17 protein-coding genes and 1 rRNA gene are annotated in these 20,056 nt (G+C 58.5%); 9 read left to right on the forward strand and 9 right to left on the reverse strand.

The annotated features are described in order from the left end of the window. A 16S ribosomal RNA gene (locus QOL81_RS18615) occupies positions 1 to 70 on the reverse strand; the annotation flags it as partial. Between the two features lie 483 nt (positions 71 to 553). Here QOL81_RS18615 and QOL81_RS18620 point away from each other — a divergent pair. After that, positions 554 to 1,243: a FadR/GntR family transcriptional regulator gene (locus QOL81_RS18620; protein WP_033636503.1), complete on the forward strand. Its 690-nt coding sequence runs from the start codon at positions 554 to 556 to the stop codon at positions 1,241 to 1,243. 67 nt (positions 1,244 to 1,310) lie between these two features. Then, entirely contained in the window at positions 1,311 to 2,726 is a 1,416-nt protein-coding gene (gene mdtD / locus QOL81_RS18625) for a multidrug transporter subunit MdtD (RefSeq protein WP_283439984.1), read from the forward strand. On the opposite strand, the gene rbsR is transcribed toward mdtD, so the two are convergent. The 7 genes from rbsR to kup form a co-directional block, all read right to left on the reverse strand. Continuing rightward, a complete protein-coding gene (gene rbsR / locus QOL81_RS18630) occupies positions 2,723 to 3,724 on the reverse strand; it encodes a ribose operon transcriptional repressor RbsR (RefSeq protein WP_016929629.1) in 1,002 nt (333 codons plus the stop codon). The two genes, mdtD and rbsR, sit on opposite strands and share 4 nt — an antisense overlap. A gap of 4 nt (positions 3,725 to 3,728) precedes the next feature. Beyond that, positions 3,729 to 4,655 carry a ribokinase gene (gene rbsK / locus QOL81_RS18635; protein WP_283439985.1) on the reverse strand — a complete coding sequence of 309 codons (927 nt, stop codon included), beginning with the start codon at positions 4,653 to 4,655 and terminating at the stop codon, positions 3,729 to 3,731. Positions 4,656 to 4,716: 61 nt separating this feature from the next. Beyond that, the gene (rbsB, locus tag QOL81_RS18640; RefSeq protein ID WP_025160300.1) at positions 4,717 to 5,604 is read right to left on the reverse strand and encodes a ribose ABC transporter substrate-binding protein RbsB; all 888 of its coding nucleotides are present in this window, start codon (positions 5,602 to 5,604) and stop codon (positions 4,717 to 4,719) included. A gap of 24 nt (positions 5,605 to 5,628) precedes the next feature. After that, positions 5,629 to 6,597, reverse strand: a complete 969-nt coding sequence (gene rbsC / locus QOL81_RS18645) for a ribose ABC transporter permease (protein ID WP_019455467.1) — start codon at positions 6,595 to 6,597, stop codon at positions 5,629 to 5,631. A gap of 6 nt (positions 6,598 to 6,603) precedes the next feature. Continuing rightward, a complete protein-coding gene (rbsA, locus tag QOL81_RS18650; RefSeq protein WP_038876049.1) occupies positions 6,604 to 8,109 on the reverse strand; it encodes a ribose ABC transporter ATP-binding protein RbsA in 1,506 nt (501 codons plus the stop codon). A 7-nt stretch (positions 8,110 to 8,116) separates the two neighbouring features. Then, positions 8,117 to 8,536, reverse strand: coding sequence for a D-ribose pyranase (rbsD, locus tag QOL81_RS18655; RefSeq protein ID WP_060441271.1), 420 nt, complete (start codon positions 8,534 to 8,536; stop codon positions 8,117 to 8,119). A 171-nt stretch (positions 8,537 to 8,707) separates the two neighbouring features. Then, entirely contained in the window at positions 8,708 to 10,576 is a 1,869-nt protein-coding gene (kup, locus tag QOL81_RS18660) for a low affinity potassium transporter Kup (RefSeq protein WP_049200553.1), read from the reverse strand. A 283-nt stretch (positions 10,577 to 10,859) separates the two neighbouring features. Between kup and ravA the strand changes: the two genes are divergently transcribed. Together ravA and viaA are read left to right on the forward strand one after the other, a co-directional pair. Continuing rightward, complete coding sequence (gene ravA, locus QOL81_RS18665) at positions 10,860 to 12,368, forward strand: ATPase RavA (RefSeq protein ID WP_087762477.1); 1,509 nt, start codon at positions 10,860 to 10,862, stop codon at positions 12,366 to 12,368. A 2-nt stretch (positions 12,369 to 12,370) separates the two neighbouring features. Beyond that, positions 12,371 to 13,834, forward strand: a complete 1,464-nt coding sequence (viaA, locus tag QOL81_RS18670) for an ATPase RavA stimulator ViaA (RefSeq protein ID WP_049200559.1) — start codon at positions 12,371 to 12,373, stop codon at positions 13,832 to 13,834. A 6-nt stretch (positions 13,835 to 13,840) separates the two neighbouring features. Here the strand turns inward: viaA and asnA are convergent, their stop codons facing one another. Next, positions 13,841 to 14,833 carry an aspartate--ammonia ligase gene (gene asnA / locus QOL81_RS18675; RefSeq protein WP_041037361.1) on the reverse strand — a complete coding sequence of 331 codons (993 nt, stop codon included), beginning with the start codon at positions 14,831 to 14,833 and terminating at the stop codon, positions 13,841 to 13,843. 155 nt (positions 14,834 to 14,988) lie between these two features. Here asnA and asnC point away from each other — a divergent pair, with 155 nt between their 5' ends. The 5 genes from asnC (at position 14,989) to atpI (ending at position 20,044) form a co-directional block, all read left to right on the forward strand. After that, on the forward strand, positions 14,989 to 15,450 hold the full coding sequence (gene asnC, locus QOL81_RS18680) for a transcriptional regulator AsnC (protein ID WP_004933786.1): 462 nt from the start codon (positions 14,989 to 14,991) through the stop codon (positions 15,448 to 15,450). Between the two features lie 100 nt (positions 15,451 to 15,550). Continuing rightward, positions 15,551 to 15,991: an FMN-binding protein MioC gene (gene mioC, locus QOL81_RS18685; RefSeq protein ID WP_016929621.1), complete on the forward strand. Its 441-nt coding sequence runs from the start codon at positions 15,551 to 15,553 to the stop codon at positions 15,989 to 15,991. 381 nt (positions 15,992 to 16,372) lie between these two features. Then, a complete protein-coding gene (gene mnmG / locus QOL81_RS18690; RefSeq protein ID WP_060424381.1) occupies positions 16,373 to 18,262 on the forward strand; it encodes a tRNA uridine-5-carboxymethylaminomethyl(34) synthesis enzyme MnmG in 1,890 nt (629 codons plus the stop codon). Between the two features lie 138 nt (positions 18,263 to 18,400). Further along, on the forward strand, positions 18,401 to 19,021 hold the full coding sequence (gene rsmG / locus QOL81_RS18695; RefSeq protein WP_060424379.1) for a 16S rRNA (guanine(527)-N(7))-methyltransferase RsmG: 621 nt from the start codon (positions 18,401 to 18,403) through the stop codon (positions 19,019 to 19,021). Positions 19,022 to 19,660: 639 nt separating this feature from the next. Beyond that, positions 19,661 to 20,044, forward strand: coding sequence for a F0F1 ATP synthase subunit I (atpI, locus tag QOL81_RS18700; protein WP_004933796.1), 384 nt, complete (start codon positions 19,661 to 19,663; stop codon positions 20,042 to 20,044). Positions 20,045 to 20,056 lie beyond the last annotated feature (12 nt).

Below are 20,056 nucleotides of genomic sequence, written 5' to 3' on the forward strand. Positions count from 1 at the left end.
ACCGCTCGACTTGCATGTGTTAAGCCTGCCGCCAGCGTTCAATCTGAGCCATGATCAAACTCTTCAATTAAAAGCTTGATTTGCTTCCACTCGAGAAGCGATGCTCAAAGATTTACTGCATGAATTTTACTTCAGTTAGTCACTCTTCAAGACTTGATATTTTTTTGCATCCGAAGATGCTGGATATCGTCTTGTGGAGTGCCCACACAGATTGTCTGATAAATTGTTAAAGAGCAGTGAGTTAGGCGCTTTCGCTTGCTAACTCGAGGTGGCGTATATTACGCTTTTCACCCGGAGAGTCAAGCGTTTATTTCGCTTTTCTCTCGCTGACCCGGCGACTTGTCAGTCGTTGTTCCCGGTCAGTGGAGGCGCATTATAGGGAGTTCTCGGCGGGCCGCAACCCCTAAATGCAAAAAACTTTTCAAGCGCGCTTTTTTTCAACAAAAGGGCGAAAAAGCGACGAATTTATGTCACTTTTTCCGGCAAACAGCCATAAAAGCTGGCGATCACTGGAGTAAAATAGAAATAACGATGTCAGTAAGGACCCGCAGCCATGCCGCTAAATGCACAACAACAGGCCGCCCAACGCAATCTTTCTTATCTGCTTGCAGAGAAACTCGGCCAACAAATTCTGGCTGGCGATTATCAGGCCGGCAGCATCCTGCCCGGTGAAATGGAACTGGGCGAGCAATTCGGCGTCAGCCGCACCGCAGTACGCGAAGCGGTAAAGATGTTAGCCGCCAAAGGCATGTTGTTGCCGCGCCCACGTATCGGCACCCGCGTGATGCCGCAAAGCCAATGGAATTTTCTCGATCAGGATTTACTGACCTGGTGGATGACGCGGGAAAACTTCGATCAGGTGATGCAACACTTCCTTATCCTGCGCACTTCGCTGGAGCCGCAGGCCTGCGCGTTGGCGGCAAACCACGCCAGCCCGCAGCAAACCAAGCTGCTGGCGGAGCTGATGGCGGAAATGCGCGCGCTGCATACCCAGTTTGATCGCGAGCGTTGGATCCAGGTCGATACCCAATTCCACCAGCTCATCTACGAGGCCAGCGGCAACCCGTTCCTGACCTCGTTCGCCAACCTGTTCAGTTCGGTGTACCAAAGCTACTTCCGTGCCATCACCGGCAATGAAGTGATCAAGCTGCGCCATCATCAGGCTATCGTCGATGCGATACTCGCCGGAGACAGCGCCGGCGCGCTCGTCGCCTGCCAGGTGCTGCTGAAAGAGAAAGACTAGACACGCTCCCCGCTTATATATAGAAGAAAGAGACGAGGGACAGACGACCATTTAACCAGGACCGACCATGACCCAATCCGCGCGCAGTATGGCAGGACTACCGTGGATCGCCGCAATGGCGTTCTTTATGCAGGCGCTGGACGCCACCATCCTTAACACCGCGCTGCCGGCGATCGCCCAAAGCCTGGGGCGTTCACCGCTGGCGATGCAATCGGCCGTCATCAGCTACACGCTGACGGTGGCGATGCTGATCCCGGTCAGCGGCTGGCTGGCGGACCGCTTCGGCACCCGCCGCGTGTTCATCTTCGCCGTGACGTTATTCACCCTTGGCTCGCTGCTGTGCGCCCTGTCCCCTACGTTAAGCGTGCTGGTCGCCTCTCGCGTGCTGCAAGGCATCGGCGGCGCGATGATGATGCCGGTCGCGCGGTTGGCGCTGCTGCGCGCCTATCCGCGCAGCGAACTGCTGCCGGTGCTGAACTTCGTCACCATGCCCGGCCTGGTCGGGCCGATTCTCGGGCCGCTGCTGGGCGGCTGGCTGGTCACCTACGCCACCTGGCACTGGATTTTCCTGATCAATATCCCTATCGGCCTGCTCGGCATCGTCTATGCGCGCAAGTACATGCCGGACTTCACCACGCCCAAGCGCCGCTTCGATTTCCTTGGCTTCATGCTGTTCGGCCTGAGCCTGGTGCTGATCTCTACCGGACTGGAGCTGTTTGGCGAGCGGGTGCTGGCGAGCTACGTTTCGCTGGGCATTCTGCTCAGCGGTTTCGTGATGCTGTTCGGCTATATCGCGCACGCACGCCGCCATCCTCAGCCGCTGATCGGTATCGACCTGTTCAAAACCCGCACCTTCTCGGTCGGTATCGCCGGCAACGTCGCCTCCAGGCTGGGAACCGGCTGCGTGCCGTTTTTAATGCCGCTCATGCTGCAGGTGGGATTCGGTTATACGGCGATCGTCGCCGGCTGCATGATGGCGCCGACCGCCATCGGTTCGCTGATGGCGAAATCCACCGTCACTCAGGTGCTGCGCTGGTTCGGCTACCGTAAAACGCTGGTCGGCATCACCGTTATCATCGGGGTGCTGATCGCCCAGTTCGCCCTGCAAAGCCCGGGCATGCCGCTGTGGCTGATGATCCTGCCGCTGTTCGTGCTGGGCATGGCGATGTCCACCCAGTTCACCGCCATGAACACCATCAGCCTGGCGGATTTGAACGACGCCAACGCCAGCGCCGGCAACAGCGTCCTGGCGGTCACCCAGCAGCTGTCCATCAGCTTCGGTGTGGCAATCAGCGCGGCGGTGCTGCGTTTTTACGAATCCCTGTCGTTAGGCACCATGATCGACCACTTCCATTACACCTTTATCACCATGGGGATCGTCACCGTGGCGTCGGCGCTGGTGTTTATGTTGCTGAGAAGGAAGGATGGCCGCAATTTGATCAGCGGCCAGGAAAGCAAGAAAGAAGCGAAGGCGGCCAGTTAACGGCGGCCCACCGAGGCGCGTTCCACCAGCTCGGGCGTCAGCACCAGCACCTGGGGCGCACGCTCCGGGTTTTGCAGGCGATTGATCAGCGCATCGATCGCCAGTTCGCCCAACGAATCCTTCGGCTGATGAATGGTGCTCAGCGGCGGCGCCAGATAACGCGCCAACTCAATGTCATCGTAGCCCATCACCGCCATATCCTGCGGCACGGAAAGCCCGGCCTGATATAGCGCCTGATAAACGCCCACCGCCACCGCGTCGTTACCGGCGAACACCGCATGCGGCGGCTCGTCCAGCGCCAGCAGTTGGCGCATGGCGTTCACGCCGCCCTCAAACTCAAAGTCGCAATGCACTTCATACCCTGGCGGAACCGGCAATCCGGCGCGCCGCATCGCGTTGCGATAGCCTTCCAGTCGGTGACGGGCGGTGGTTTTATCCTGCGGGCCGGCGATGCAGGCGATCTTGCGGTAGCCGCAGGCGATCAGATGATCGGTCGCCATCTCGCCGCCCAGCAGCGAGTTATCCTGAATAATGTCGTTGGCGCCCTCGAACGGCGCCCAGTCCATCATGACGATCGGCAGTGACGGGTAGCGGCTCAGGGCATCTTGCGATGGCCGGTGGTTTTCGGTGCACATCAGCAGCAAACCGTCGACGCGCTTTTGCAGCAGCGTCTCCATACTGCGGTTCATGCGCGCGGCGTCTTCTTCGGTGTTGCACAGGATCAGGCTGTAGCCGCGTTCATAGCAGCTGCGCTCCACGCCACGCACCACTTCGGCATAAAACGGGTTGTTACTGGCGGTCACCAGCATGCCGATGGTGCGCGTCTGATTGAGCTTCAGGCTGCGCGCCAGCGCGGAAGGCGCATAGTTCAGCTGTTCCACGGCCGCCATGACCTTGTCGCGCACGCTGTCGCTGACAAAGCGATTGTTGTTGACCACATGCGAAACGGTAGAGGTTGAAACGCCCGCCAGGCGGGCGACATCTTTCATGGTGGCCAAAGGATCACCCCTGCTGCTGCAAGAAGGCGTCGATCTCTTCACGCCACGGCACCGAAGGCTGCGCGCCAGGGCGGGTCACGGCGATCGCCGCCGCCGCATGGGCGAAACGCACCGCGTCGGCCATGATCTTGCCTTCCAACAGAGCTGTGACCAGCGCACCGTTAAAGGTATCGCCGGCGGCGATGGTATCCACCGCTTGCACCTTGAAGCCGGGCACCAGTTTGCCGTTGCCGTTTTCGCTCAGCCACACGCCGCGGCTGCCAAGGGTGATGATCACCGTCGCGATGCCCTTGTCGTGCAGCGCCTGCGCCGCGCGCGCCGCATCGGCGTCGTTGTCCACGGCGATGCCGGTCACGCGCTGGGCTTCGGTTTCATTCGGAGTGATCATATCGATCATGCCCAGCAGCTCGTCCGGCAGCTCACGCGCCGGGGCCGGGTTGAGGATCACTTGCGTGTGATGCTGCTTCGCCAGGCGGGCGGCGGCGATCACCGTATCCAGCGGCGACTCCAACTGCATCAGCAAAGCGTCGGCATCGATCACTTTTTGTTGGTAGCGCGCCAGGTAATCCGGCGTCACCGCGGCGTTGGCGCCGGCATCGATGCCGATCACGTTCTCGCCTTCGGCGTTGACGAAGATCAGCGCCACGCCGGTGGTGCTGTCGGCGATGGCTTCAATCGGTTGGGTATCAATGCGATCGCTCGCCAGCTGCCGGCGGACACGTTCGCCGATGTCGTCAGCGCCCACGCAGGCGATAAAGGCGATCTCCGCCCCGCTGCGCCCGGCCGCCACCGCCTGATTCGCGCCCTTGCCGCCAAACGCCACCTTATACTGTTTCCCGATCACCGTTTCGCCCGGGTGGGGGAACTGTTCAATATTGAGGATATGGTCGGCATTGATGCTGCCAAGAACCACCAGCTTACCTGTTTCCATCGCATTGATTCCTGAATTGCGCGCCATCGTAAACGCCCCGTTCCGATGGCGCTGGTATGACTTACTGAGTGACCAGTTTCAAATCGACCGGGATGGTCGCCGGCACTTTTTCGCCTTTCAGCACTTTATCGGCGGTTTCCACACCGATCACGCCGATCTGATCGGGACGCTGCGCCACGGTCGCCGCCAGCTTACCGCCTTCGACCGCTTTCACGCCGTCAGCGGTGCCGTCGAAGCCTACCACGATCACGTCGGTTTTACCGGCGGTTTGCAGCGCGCGCAGCGCACCCAGCGCCATTTCATCGTTCTGAGCGAACACCGCCTGCACATCCGGGTGCGCAGTCAGCAGGTTCTGCATCACGTTCAGGCCCTTGGTGCGATCGAAATCGGCCGGCTGGCTGGCCAACAGTTTGAATTTATTCTGATCCAGCGACTGTTTGAAGCCTTCACCGCGTTCACGCGCGGCGGAAGTGCCAGCGATGCCTTCCAGCTGAATCACCTTGGCATCGGCACCCACTTTCTTGGCGATGAAGTCGCCGGCCATTTTGCCGCCCACGCGGTTATCCGAAGCGATGTGGCTCACCACGTCACCCTTGCTCGCCACGCGGTCCAGCGTAATGACCGGGATCTTAGCCTGGTTGGCCATCTTGATGGCGTTGCCTACCGCGTCGGAGTCGGTCGGGTTGATCAGCAGCAGCTTGGGCGCGCGCACCATCAGATCCTGCACGTTGGCCAGCTCTTTCGCCGGGTTGTTCTGGGAATCCAGCACCACCAGGTTGTAGCCCAGCTTGTTGGCCTCTTGCTGCGCACCGTCCTTCATCGAGACGAAGAACGGGTTGTTGAGGGTGGACACCACCAGCGCGATGGTGTCTTTGGCCATGGCATTGGCGCTCAGGGTGGCGCTCAGCGCGATGGCGGAAGCTAAGGTTGCCAGTTTTTTCATTTTCATCATCGTGATTCCTGTAGGGGGAGGTTACTTGTTGCTTTTGTTATCTACCAGAACCGCCAGCAGTATCACCACTGCCTTCACGATCATTTGGTAGTAGGAAGAAACACCCAGTAAATTCAGGCCGTTGTTCAGGAAGCCGAGGATCAGCGCCCCGATCAGCGTGCCGACGATGCGGCCCTTGCCGCCGGCCAGGCTGGTGCCGCCCAGCACCACGGCGGCGATGGCGTCCAGCTCATAGCCGGTGCCGGCGGTCGGCTGCGCCGACGACAGGCGCGCCACTTCGATCACCCCGGCCAGCGCCGCCAGCAGGCCGCACAGCGAGTAGACGATAATCTTCACTTTATCGACGCTGATGCCGGAGAGGCGGGTCGCCGCTTCGTTGCCGCCCAGGGCATAAATATAGCGGCCCAGGCGCGTATGATGCAGCATATACCAGGCGGCGATGAACACGATCGCCATGATCCAGATCGGCGTAGGCACGCCCAGCGGGCGGCCGATGCCGAACCAGCCGAAGGTGTCGGCCACGTCGGTGAAACCGGTGTTGACCGGGCTGCCATTGGTGTACACCATGGTGACGCCGCGCAGCAGCAGCATCATCACCAGCGTGGCGATAAAGGCCTGCACTTTGCCTTTGGCGACGATCACCCCGGTGCAGGCGCCAACCGCGGCGCCCAGCGCCAGTGCCGCCGCCACCGCCACCAGCGCGTTGACCTCAAAGCCGACGATCGACGCCGCCACCGCGCCGGTCAGCGCCAGCAGCGATCCTACCGACAGATCGATGCCGGAGGTGAGGATCACCAGCGTCATCCCCACCGCCATGATGGCGTTCACCGAGGTCTGCTGCAGAATATTGAACAGGTTGTTCAGGGTGAAGAAGTTCGGGCTCATGGAAGAGACCACGGCGATCAGCACCAGCAGCGCAATCAACGACTTCTGCTCTAACAGCCACTCTTTACTGAACCAGCGCTTAGCTGCGATAGTCTGGGAACTCATATCTGATTACTCCTGCTTTACGCCGTATTGCTTGCCGACGGCTGCCGCCATCAACGCTTCCTGGGTGGCCTGTTCAATCGGGAACTCGCCGCTGAGATGCCCTTCGTGCATCACCAGAATGCGATCGCTCATGCCCATCACCTCCGGCATTTCCGAAGACACCAGAATGATGCTCAGCCCTTCCTGCTTGAACTGGTTGATTAACTGATAGATCTCTTTTTTGGCGCCAACGTCGACGCCGCGCGTCGGCTCATCGAGGATCAGTACCTTCGGCCGGGTCATCAGGCCGCGGGCGATCGCCACTTTTTGCTGATTGCCGCCGGAAAGCAGACCGATCGGCTGCTCCATCGACGGCGTTTTTATATTGAACAGCCGGATGAAATCCCCCACCGCCTGCCGCTCGTCGGCCTGTTTCAGGCTGCCGTCGGCGCGGCTGAAATAGCGCAGCGCGGTCAGCGACATGTTTTCCTTCACCGACATGCCCAGCACCAGGCCGTCGCGTTTGCGGTCTTCCGAGATATAGACGATGCCGTTCGCCAACCCGTCCTGCGGCGAATGGGTGACCACGTCGCGACCGTCCAGGCTGACGGTGCCGGCCTTGCGCGGGGCGGCGCCGTACAGGATTTTCATCAATTCTGTGCGCCCGGCGCCCATCAGCCCGGCCACGCCGAGGATCTCGCCGCGATACAGCGTAAAGCTAACGTCTTCAACGCCGGGGCCGGAAAGGTGGCTGACGTCCAGCCGTTTTTCCCCGCGCGGCAAATCAAGGCGCGGGTACTGCTCTTCCAGCTTGCGGCCGACCATCATCTCAATCAGCGAATCTTCCTGCAGCTCGCTCACCGGCCGCTCGGCGATAAACTGCCCGTCGCGGAATACGGTCACGTCGTCGCAGATTTCAAAAATCTCTTTCAGGCGGTGCGAGATATACACGATGCCGCGCCCTTCGGCCTTCAGCTCGTTGATCACCTTGAACAGCGAGGCAGTTTCGGTGTCGGTCAGCGCATCGGTCGGTTCGTCCATGATGATCACTTTCGATTCGAAGCTCAGCACCTTGGCGATCTCCACCATCTGCTGATCGCCGATCGACAGCTCGCCCACCAGTCGGTGGCTGCTGTAGCGCAGATTGAGACGCGCCAACAAGCGATCGGCCTCGGCGTACATGCGCTTCCAGTCAATGCGGCCGAAACGGTTGACGAACTCGCGGCCGAGGAAGATGTTTTCCGCAATCGTCAGCTGCGGGATCAGGTTCAGCTCCTGATGGATAATGCCTATGCCCGCTTCCTGCGAATCCTTAGGCCCGTTGAACGCCACCTCTTTACCGAGAAAATACTGGCTGCCGGCGTCTTTCTGGTAGATGCCGGTCAGCACTTTCATCATGGTGGACTTCCCGGCGCCGTTTTCTCCCACCAGCGCCATCACCTTGCCGGGATAGACGCTGAGGGCAGCGCCGGAAAGCGCCTTCACGCCGGGAAAGGCTTTATCAATCCCTTTCAGTTGCAGTAAAGGTTGCATACGCGCCTCAGAAAGTTACGCCGGCGCACAGGATCACGTTCGCATAAGGCGAACACTCCCCGCTGCGGATCACCGCCCGGCTGTGCCCGGTTTGCGCTTTAAACGCCTGATGGCTGATATAGCGCACGCTGATGGTATTGCCCTGGCGTTGACCCAATGCGGTCAGTTCAGCCAACAGTGCCTCGTGGAGCGACGGATTCTGTTTCACGATCTCTTCCGCCAGGATGGCGCTTTCTACCTGCATCTCTTGCGTGACCGCCGCGAACACCTGCATGAAGGTCGGCACGCCCTGCGTCAGCGCCAGATCGATGCGCTGCGTTTCCGTCGGTATCGGCAGGCCCGCATCGCACAGGGTGAGCTGGTCGGTATGCCCCAGCCGGGCAATCACGGCAGACACGTCGGAATTCAGTAATACGCCTTTTTTCATCTTCTCACTCCGCTAGCGAAACGTTTCGCTCTCTGGGGGAGTTTAAAAAAACGGCAGGGGAAGGCAACCGGGACAATGCAGAAGTGTGATCGCTATCGAAACGTTTCGTTCACGCACGGACAAAGCACAAACAAAAGGGGCTCAGCCATGCTGAGCCCCTTATCAGGCGGGTTAAATCTCGACCTGCGTGCCGAGCTCGATCACCCGGTTCGGCGGGATCTCAAACTGATCCGGCGCGCGCAGCGCGTTGCGGCTCAGGGCGACGAACAGTTTACCGCGCAAATAGAGGTACCACGGCCGCTTGGTGAGGATCAGCGATTCATGGGACATGAAGAACGAGGTCTCCGACATGCGGCACGGCAACCCTTCCAGCCCGCAGCGGTGGAACACTTCCTCGACGTTCGGCGTTTCACGCCAGCCGTAGCTGGCCACCACCCGCCAGAAGGTCGGCGACAGCTGTTCGATGGTCACCCGGCGCACGTTGTGCACGTAAGGCGCATCTTCGGTGCGCAGCGTCAGCAGCACCACGCGCTCATGCAGCACCTTGTTGTGCTTCAGGTTGTGCAGCAGCGCAAAAGGAATGACGTTGGTGGCGCGCGACATGAACACCGCGGTACCCGGCACCCGCACCGGCGGCGATTTCTCCAGCGAGGCAATCATCGCCTCCAGCGAGTTGCCGTGTTCATGCAGGCGGCGCAGCAGGCGGAAACGCTCGCTCTTCCAGGTGGTCATAATGAGGAACATCACCAGCGCCAAGGTCAGCGGCAACCAGCCGCCGGAGAACAGCTTCAGGGCGTTGGCGGAGAACATCGGCACGTCGATGATCAGCAAGATGGTCACGATGCCGATCGCCAGGAAGCGATTCCAGTGCCAGTTGTTGATCGCCACCGAGGTGACCAGAATGCTGGTCAGCACCATGGTGCCGGTGACGGCGATGCCGTACGCCGCTGCCAGGTTGCTGGAGTGTTCGAACCCGATGATCACCAGCACCACCGAGATGTACAGCGTCCAGTTGATCACCGGAATATAGATCTGGCCGGATTCCATTTCCGAGGTGTGAATGATGCGCATCGGCGACAGATAGCCCAGGCGCACCGCCTGGCGGGTCAGCGAGAAGACGCCGGAAATTACCGCCTGCGAGGCGATAACCGTCGCCAGGGTCGCCAGAATCAGCAGCGGGATCAGCGCCCAGTCGGGCGCCAACAGGAAGAACGGGTTTTTGATCGCCTCCGGGTTTTTCAGCAGCAGCGCGCCCTGGCCGAAGTAGTTGAGCACCAGCGAAGGCAGCACCACGGTGAACCAGGCCAGGCGAATCGGGAACTTGCCGAAGTGCCCCATATCGGCATACAGCGCCTCGACGCCGGTGATCGACAACACCACCGCCCCCAGCGCGAAGAACGACACCTTCTTATATTCCATGAAGAAGTTGAGCGCCCATTTGGGATTCAGCGCCTGCAGCACTTCCGGGTTCGAAATGATGCTGCGCGCGCCCAGCACCGCCAACACGATGAACCACAGCAGCATCACCGGAGCGAACAGCTTGCCAACGCTGCCGGTGCCGTGCTTTTGAATGGCGAACAGCAGCGTCAGTACCAGAATGGAGAGCGGCACGATATAGGCGTCAAGCGCAGGCGCGGCGATTTCCAGCCCCTCGATCGCCGACATCACCGAGATAGCCGGGGTGATCACCACCTCGCCATAGAAGAAGCTGCCGCCGATCAGGCCCAGTATCACCAGCACCGCGGTAGTGCGCGCCGAAGTGTTGCGCCCGGCCAGCGACATCAGCGTCAGGATACCGCCCTCGCCGGCGTTGTCCGCGCGCATCACGTAGGTGAGATATTTGAGGGAAACGATCACGATCAGCATCCAGAAAATCAGCGACAGGAAGCCGAAAACCACGTCTGGACGAACATCGAAGCCGTAATGGCCGGAGAAACACTCTCTCAGCGTATAGAGAGGGCTGGTTCCGATATCACCGTAGACCACGCCGATGGCCGCCAGGGTTACCGCCGATAAGGACTGCTTATGCTCTGCGCTCATAATTCGTTTCTTTATCAGAACATCCGTTAGCGATGCATCCGCATCAGGCAAAATACGGGCTCAAAGATCCGTCACGCCCACCAGAAAGCCGCACAGTATGCACCATTTATACGCCTTGCCTACCCTTATATCAGAGCCGAAAAATAAACAAAATGTGAACCGGATATCCGGCACAGCTTAGAAAAATATTACTAATCAATAAGCTATACCACTAAAAATAATGGTGGTTTATCATCGGATTATCGACCAAGATTGGCTAACTCTCGGACAATGCGACAATTATATGACGCCATCATCCCTTCTGGCAGAACGAATTTCCCGCCTCAGCAGCGCGCTGGAGAGCGGTCTTTATGAGCGGCAAGAAGCGATCCGCCTGTGCCTGCTCGCGGCGCTGAGCGGCGAAAGCGTATTCCTGCTCGGCCCGCCCGGCATCGCCAAGAGCCTGATCGCGCGCCGGCTGAAGTTTGCCTTCCGCAACGCCCGTTCCTTTGAATACCTGATGACGCGATTTTCCACGCCGGAAGAGGTCTTCGGCCCGCTCTCTATTCAGGCGCTGAAAGATGAAGGGCGCTATCAGCGCCTGACAACCGGCTACCTGCCGGAAGCGGAGATCGTGTTTCTGGACGAAATCTGGAAGGCCGGCCCGGCGATCCTCAACACCCTGCTGACGGCGATCAACGAACGGCGCTTTCGCAACGGCAACAGCGAAGAACCGATCCCGCTGCGCCTGCTGGTCACCGCCTCCAACGAACTGCCCGAAGCAGACAACAGCCTCGAAGCCCTGTATGACCGCATGCTGATCCGCCTGTGGCTGGACAAGGTGCAGGATAAACAGAATTTCCGCTCGCTGCTGGTCAACCGCCAGAACGAGAGCCAAAACCCGGTGCCGGCGGCGCTGAGCGTCAGCGACGAAGAGTTTCTGCAGTGGCAACCGCAGATCGACAAGGTGGCGCTGCCGGAAGCCTGCTTTGAACTGATTTTCCAGCTGCGCCAGCGGCTGGACGCGTTGGAACAGGCGCCGTACGTCTCCGACCGACGCTGGAAAAAGGCCCTGCGCCTGCTGCAGGCCTGCGCCTTCTTCAGCGGGCGCGACGCCATCGCCCCGCTCGACCTGATGCTGCTGAAAGACTGCCTGTGGCACGATCTCACCTCGCTGAAGCTGCTGCAACAGCAGATCGATCAGCTGCTGACCGAATCGGCCTATCAGCAGCAGTCGATGTTGATCCAACTGCAACAAATCCACACCCGCTGGCTGCAGGATCAGCAACAACAAAGCGACCGGCAGGCCATCAGCCTGGTGAAAAAGGGCGGCATGTTCAGCCGCAAACCGCAATACGCGCCGGCCACGCCGTTCGCCGGCGGCACTCTCACTCTGCTGCTGCAAAAACCGCTGCAGCTGCATGACATTCAGGTCAACCATCTGAGCATCGAGAGCAGCGTGCTGGATAACTGGCTGCAAAAAGGCGGCGACGTGCGCGCCAAGCTGAACGGCATCGGCTTCGCGCAGCCGATCGATTTGGAGGTCGACGACCAACTGCACCTGACGGTGCTGGACGTCAGCCGCCAGCCTTCGCTGCTGGCGCTGCCGGGCAAACAGGCCACCGCCACGCCGCAGGCGCTGCTGGATGAAATGGACGCGTTGGCCCAGCGCCTGGCGGAGCAGCGCCGCGCCTTCAGCCAGCATCAGCCCTGTCTGTTCACCCCCGCCGCCGGCCTGGCCAAGATCGAAGCCAGTCTGCTGCAGGTGGCAGAGCAGGTTAAACAGCAACTGCAGCAAATGCGCGGCCAGTAACCATGCTCAGTCTGGAGACGCTCGATCTGCTGCTGGCGATCACCGAAGGCGAGATGATCGAGGAGATGATCGTCGGCATGCTGGCGGCGCCGCAGCTGTCGGTGTTCTTTAAAAAGTTTCCGGCCATTCGCCGGGCGCTGGATCGCGATCTGCCACGCTGGAAACTGCAGCTCAAGGAGCGTCTGCAGGAGGCCATGGTGCCGCCGGCGCTGGCGCAGGAATTTTACCGCTACCAACAGTGCCAACTGGAGAATAACACCCAGTTCTATCACAACCTCAACGACACGATGGAGCTGCTGCGCCAGCTGGTCTCGCCGTTTTATGAACAGGCGCGCGCGCTGGTGGACGCCGCCGATCTGCCCAATCATCCGCTGGACGACAGCTTCCAAACCCTATTCTTGCAGCGCTGGCGCATCAGCCTGACGCTGCAGGCCACCATGCTGCACCACCAGCTGCTGGAACAAGAGCGCGAGCAGCTGATGGCGGAACTGCAGGAGCGCCTGGCACTGAGCGGCGCGCTGGAGCCGCTGCTGTCGGAGAACGACACCGCCGCCGGCAGGCTGTGGGACATGAGCAAAGGCCAGCTGCAGCGCGGTGATTACCAACGGCTGGTGGAGTACGGCAACTTTTTGCAGCAGCAGCCAGAGCTGAAAAAGTTGGCGCAGCAGCTGGGCCGCAGCTATCAGGCCAAGGCAGTGCAGCAACAGGACGCGCAGCCCGAACCGTTCAGGGTCATGGTACAGGTGCCGGCCACGCTGCCGGAAGAAGTGAGCGGCATTCATCAAAGCGATGACATCCTGCGCCTGCTGCCGCCGGAGCTGGCGACGCTGGGGATTGAAGAGCTGGAGTTCGAGTTTTATCGCCGCCTGTTGGAAAAGCGGCTGCTGAGCTACCGCCTGCAGGGCGACGTTTGGCAGGAACAGATCCTGATCCGCCAGGTCACCCACCAGCAGCAGGATCAACAGCCGCGCGGGCCGTTTATCGTCTGCGTGGACACCTCAGGATCGATGGGCGGCTTCAACGAACAGTGCGCCAAGGCGTTCTGCCTGGCGCTGCTGCGCATTGCGCTGGCGGACAACCGCCGCTGCTACATCATGCTGTTCGCCAACCAGATCGTGCATTACGAACTCACCGCCGCCAGCGGCATCGAACAGGCGGTGCGCTTTCTCGGCCAGCAGTTTCGCGGCGGCACCGATCTGGCGGCCTGCCTGAACGCCACCGTCACCAAAATGGCGGAAAGCGGCTGGTTCGACGCCGATGCGGTGATCATTTCCGATTTTATCGCCCAGCGATTGCCGGAGGAGGTAATAAAGAAGGTAAAACAGCAGCAGCAAAGCCACCAGCAGCGTTTCCATGCGGTGGCGATGTCCGCCTACGGCAAACCCGGCATCATGCGCATCTTCGATCATATCTGGCGCTTTGATACCGGGCTGAAAAGCCGTTTGATGCGCCGCTGGCGGCGCTAGGCAGGATCAGAGCAGGCCTTCGACCGCCCCGCGCACTTCCGGCGACCACACGCCGCACTGCACCTGGCCGATATGCGACAGTTGCAACAGCAGCATCACCAAACGCGACTGGCCGATACCGCCGCCGATGGTCTGTGGCATATCGCCGCGCAACAACGACTGGTGCCACTCCAGCTTCATGCGCTCTTCGTCACCGGTCAGCGCCAGCTGATGTTTCAGCGCGGCGGCGTCGACGCGGATGCCCATAGAGGACAGCTCGAAAGCGTCCTGCAGCACCGGGTTCCACACCACGATGTCGCCGTTCAGGCCCGCCAGGCCATCCGCCGCCGGCGTGGTCCAGTCATCATAATCCGGCGCCCGCACATCGTGCGATTTGCCGTGCGACAGCTTGCCGCCGATGCCGATCAGGAATACCGCGCCCAGCTCTTTGGCGATCGCCCGCTCGCGCCCTTTGGCGTCCAGATCCGGGTAGCGCTGCAGCAGGGTTTCGCTGTGCACAAAGTGGATCTGTTCCGGCAGGAACGGAGTCAGACCATGCTCGCGGCTGACTTCCGCCTCCGTCGCCTTGATGGCGGCGTAAATGCTGCGCACGGTGCTTTTCAGGTAGTCCAGGCTGCGCTCACCATCGCCCATTACCCGCTCCCAATCCCACTGATCGACGTACACCGAGTGGATAGGCGTCAGGCGATCTTCATCAGGGCGCAGCGCCTTCATATGGGTGTACAGGCCTTCGCCAGCGCCGAAATCGTAACTACCCAGGGTTTTGCGTTTCCATTTCGCCAGTGAATGCACCACTTCGAAGGTGGCGTCCGGCAGGGTTTTGACCTTAACCTGCACCGCTTTCTCGCTGCCGGAGAGGTTATCCTGCGTGCCATCGCCCAAACGGCTGAGGATCGGGGCCTGCACTTCGATCAGACCGAGCTGTTGCTCCAGCTGGCGGGAGAAGAAGGATTTGACCTGGCTGATTTGTTGTTGTTTTTGGATAAACTGTTTTTTCATTGCCGTATCTCTTGTAAACCTGTCTCTGTTGCCATCGATTAAGCAACAAAATGATACGCCAATTCAATATCCACTAATCAATATTGCCTTTTCACTTTTAATCGTTCATTTTTACCCGGACAGAATTCAACAATCGTTAATTAATGGGGGATTAAATGGCGGAAATTTATCAGATCGATAATCTCGATCGCGGCATCCTCAACGCACTGATGGACAACGCGCGCACACCGTACGCCGAACTGGCGAAAAACTTCGCCGTCAGCCCCGGCACCATTCATGTGCGGGTAGAGAAGATGAAACAGGCCGGGATCATCACCGGCGCGCGCATCGACGTCAGCCCCAAACAGCTGGGCTATGACGTGTGCTGCTTTATCGGCATCATTTTAAAGAGCGCCAAAGACTATCCTTCGGCGCTGAAGAAGCTGGAAAGCCTGGAAGAAGTGGTGGAAGCCTATTACACCACCGGCCACTACAGCGTCTTTATCAAGGTGATGTGCCGATCGATCGACGCGCTGCAACAGGTACTTATCAACAAGATCCAGACCATCGACGAGATCCAGTCTACCGAAACGCTGATCTCGCTGCAGAACCCCATTATGCGCACCATTGTGCCGTAACCCGCCAAATTGCATACCCACATTATCCACAGGTAGATCCCAGCCGATTCACAGCGTACAATGCAGCCACTTTGAGTGAGAAGGTTGGGATCGTTGGTTCATGGCAGACATTACTCTGATCAGTGGCAGTACGCTTGGCAGCGCCGAATACGTGGCTGAACATTTGGCTGAAAAGCTGGAAGACGCGGGTTTCTCTACCGAGATGCTGCACGGCCCTGAACTGGATGAGCTGCCGTTGACCGGTCGCTGGCTGGTGGTCTCTTCCACGCACGGCGCCGGCGAACTGCCGGATAACCTTCAGCCGTTGCTGGAGCAGATCGCAGAACAACAGCCGGATCTTTCCGAGGTGCAGTTCGGCGCCGTCGGTTTGGGCAGTTCGGAATACGACACCTTCTGCGGTGCGATCAAACAGATCGACGATCTGTTGATCGCCAGAGGCGCGAAAAGGATCGGCGATCGTCTCGAGATCGACGTGACCGAACATGAAATTCCCGAGGATCCGGCCGAGGAATGGGTAAAAAACTGGATTAATTTACTCTAATTCGCCTAAAGATCGTGCGAACGATTGTGGATAACTATACTTAAAAGCAGGGTAAAAGCCGTAGTTATCCCAATAACAACCGTAGTGCGCTTTTTGTCCTGTGCATAACAAGCCTTTTAGATCCCAGCTTATCTGCGTCGGGATCACCGATCATTCACAGCAAACGATCCTCCTTAATCTGCTGATCTTCATCGTGAATAGTCACTTATCCACAGAGGATCGCGATCCTAATAAGAGATCTAATAAAGAGATCTTTAAATAAAAAAGATCTTCTTTTAATTACCGACGATCCTGACCACTTGGTCGATTGTCTAAACTTGAGTAGAATCCCCCACCCCAGGGCAAATAACGATCGTTCGCAATACGGCGAGGTGCAGTTCCATGTTTTATCCAGATCAATTTGACGTCATCATCATCGGTGGTGGCCATGCAGGGACCGAGGCCGCCATGGCCGCGGCACGCATGGGACGTCAGACTTTATTATTGACACACAATATCGATACGCTGGGACAGATGTCCTGCAACCCGGCGATTGGCGGTATTGGTAAAGGGCATCTGGTTAAGGAAATTGATGCACTCGGCGGCCTGATGGCCACGGCGATCGACCATGCCGGCATCCAGTTTAGGATACTAAACGCCAGCAAAGGCCCAGCCGTTCGCGCCACGCGCGCTCAGGCGGATCGCGTACTGTATCGCCAGGCGATCCGTACCGCGTTGGAGAACCAACCCAACCTGATGATCTTCCAACAACCCGTTGAGGATCTGATCGTCGAAAACGATCGCGTAGTGGGCGCCGTCACCCAAATGGGCCTGAAATTCCGCGCCAAGGCGGTGGTATTGACCGTCGGCACTTTCCTGGACGGTAAGATCCATATTGGCCTGGAGAATTACAGCGGCGGCCGCGCCGGGGATCCTCCTTCAATCTCGCTGTCGCAGCGCCTGCGAGAACTGCCGCTGCGCGTTAACCGCTTGAAAACCGGTACGCCGCCGCGCATCGACGCTCGCACTATCGATTTCAGCGTACTGGCGCCACAACACGGCGATACGCCGGTGCCGGTATTCTCGTTCTTGGGCGATGCTAGCCAGCACCCAGAACAAATGGCGTGCTACATCACCCATACCAATGAAAAAACCCATGACGTGATCCGCAATAACCTCGATCGCAGCCCGATGTATGCCGGGATCATCGAAGGGATCGGCCCACGTTACTGCCCGTCGATCGAAGACAAGGTCATGCGCTTTGCCGATCGCAACGCGCACCAGATCTTCCTCGAACCGGAAGGCCTGACCAGCAACGAGATTTACCCTAACGGGATCTCCACCAGCCTGCCGTTCGACGTGCAGATGCAGATCGTCCGTTCGATGGAAGGCATGCAGAACGCGCGTATTATTCGCCCTGGTTACGCCATCGAGTACGATTTCTTCGATCCGCGCGATTTGAAGCCGACGCTGGAAAGCAAATTCATTCAGGGGCTGTTCTTCGCCGGCCAGATCAACGGCACTACCGGGTATGAAGAAGCCGCTGCGCAGGGCCTGCTGGCCGGTTTGAACGCCGGGCGCTTCGCCGACGAACAGGAAGGCTGGGCGCCACGTCGGGATCAGGCTTATCTGGGCGTGCTGGTGGACGATCTCAGCACCCTCGGCACCAAAGAACCGTACCGGATGTTTACCTCACGTGCCGAGTATCGTCTGATGCTGCGCGAAGACAACGCCGATCTCCGCCTGACGGAAAAAGGCCGTGAACTGGGCCTGGTGGACGATGTGCGTTGGGCGCGTTACAGCGAGAAGCTGGAGCGAATCGAACGCGAACGTCAGCGCCTGCGCGACATCTGGATGCACCCGCACGCCGAGAACGTCGAACAGGTCAATGCGCTGCTGAAAGCGCCGTTGTCGCGTGAAGCGAACGGCGAAGAGCTGCTGCGCCGCCCTGAGATGGATTACGCGCAGTTGACCGGCACCGACGTCTTCGCGCCGCCGCTGGACGACGTACAAGCTGCCGAACAGGTCGAGATCCAGGTCAAATACGAAGGCTACATCGCTCGCCAGCAGGAAGAGATCGAAAAACAGCAGCGCAATGAGAATACCGTGCTGCCGTTGGATCTCGATTACCGTCAGGTTTCAGGGCTGTCGAACGAGGTGATCGCCAAGCTGAACGATCACAAACCGAACTCCATCGGCCAGGCTTCGCGCATCTCCGGCATTACGCCGGCGGCGATCTCGATTTTGCTGATCTGGCTGAAAAAGCAGGGACTGCTGCGCCGCAGCGCATAAATCTCGCATCCAGGCGGCCGTTTGTTCATCCCGTAGCCAAACGGCCGCTGACATCACTTGCGCCCTGAATTATCATAGTCGCCTCATTGCGCCAGCTAACCATCCGCTGGTCGTTCAGCGCCTGCCAGAGGATCCGTTGTGCAAAAAAAATTAGACTCGCTGCTTGCGGTAGCAGGCATTGAGCTGCCCGATCAGCAGAAACAGCAGCTGCTGGGCTATGTCGGCATGCTGGATAAATGGAACAAGGCTTATAACCTCACGTCGGTGCGCGATCCGCAGCAAATGCTGGTGCGCCACATCCTCGACAGCATCGTGGTCAACCCGCATCTGCAGGGCTCGCGTTTTATCGATGTCGGTACCGGCCCCGGCTTGCCGGGCATTCCGCTGGCGATCGTGCGCCCGGACGCGCATTTCACGCTGCTCGACAGCCTGGGTAAGCGTGTGCGTTTCCTGCGTCAGGTGCAGCATGAGCTGGGCCTGAACAATATCGAGCCGGTGCAGAGCCGCGTTGAGGAGTTTCCGGCCGAGCCACCGTTCGATGGCGTGATCAGCCGCGCGTTCGCTTCGCTGCAGGATATGCTGTCCTGGTGCCATCATCTGCCGGCGAAAGGGCAGGGGCGTTTTTACGCGTTGAAAGGCGTGCGCCCGGATGAAGAGCTGACGCAGCTGCCTGCAGGCGTTAGCCTGGAGTCTATCGTGCGGCTGCAGGTGCCTGAACTGGAAGGCGAACGCCATCTGGTGATTCTTAAGGCAAACTGAGTTTGCTTTTGATCAAACAAGCGTGAATTAAAGGCAGTACCAGGCAGAAAGATAAGCAGGCTAATTAGTTGGTCGCTTTTTTTAGTTAATTTACTTCCTATTAACACAAAAAACGCGGCTAATTAGCGACAATAGAGTAATTGCATTTGGAAATAGTCACGTTAGCAATCATGTGCGAAAGATTGGCGTTTGCTGCTAATGTTAATTGGCTGTTGGAATATTGCCCCGCTGCTTGTCAATAAAAGGTTTTCATCGGGTATACGGATTGTTTTTGAACAGTTAACTGATAATGTTTTGATTTATATAATCTTTTGATCGCTCAAATTGCTAAAGACGGTTTGGTTGACCATCGGCTATAAATCAGGAAGGGACATTACTGTGATCGGCTTCGCGTTTCTAAACGCAACGCTGGAATAATCAGACAATTAAATGCGCCCTATTATTCCGACCGTTTTCTTGTGAAAATAGGCTGGAATAGGGAAATTTAAATAATTGTTCACCTTTTCGCTACTTATCGATTGAATTCGTTGGTATGCCCCGTATAATTTGCTCGTTTTTTGCTGCTTGACTCAGGACAGCAAAAACAGTTGTATACGTCACTCAGCATACCCCCTCTGGGGTACGGAGAGAACAAACGTCATGTCTGTGTCCCTTTACAGCGGGAAAGTCGCACGCAAACTGCTGTTTTTGCAGTTAATGACTTTTGTTCTGATCAGCGTTGCTTTCTGGCTGAAAAGCCCGGAATGGAGCGCTTCGGCGCTGGCAGGCGGTCTCGCCGCCTGGTTGCCGAGTGCAATGTTTATGCTGTTTGCCTTGCGCCATCAGGCGCAAACGCCGGCGCCCGGTAGGGTTGCCTGGTCGTTCGCCATCGGCGAGGGGCTAAAGGTCGTGATCACCATCGTTTTGCTGATCGTGGCGCTGGGGGTGTTCAAGGCGGAGTTTATACCGCTTGGCCTGACCTATTTAGCGGTGTTAGTGGTGCAGATAGTGGCACCGGCCGTGATTAACAGTTACCGAACTTAACTAAATAAGGGT

Source organism: Serratia sp. CC22-02, assembly GCF_900182895.1.
GTDB classification, from domain to species: Bacteria; Pseudomonadota; Gammaproteobacteria; order Enterobacterales; family Enterobacteriaceae; genus Serratia; species Serratia nevei.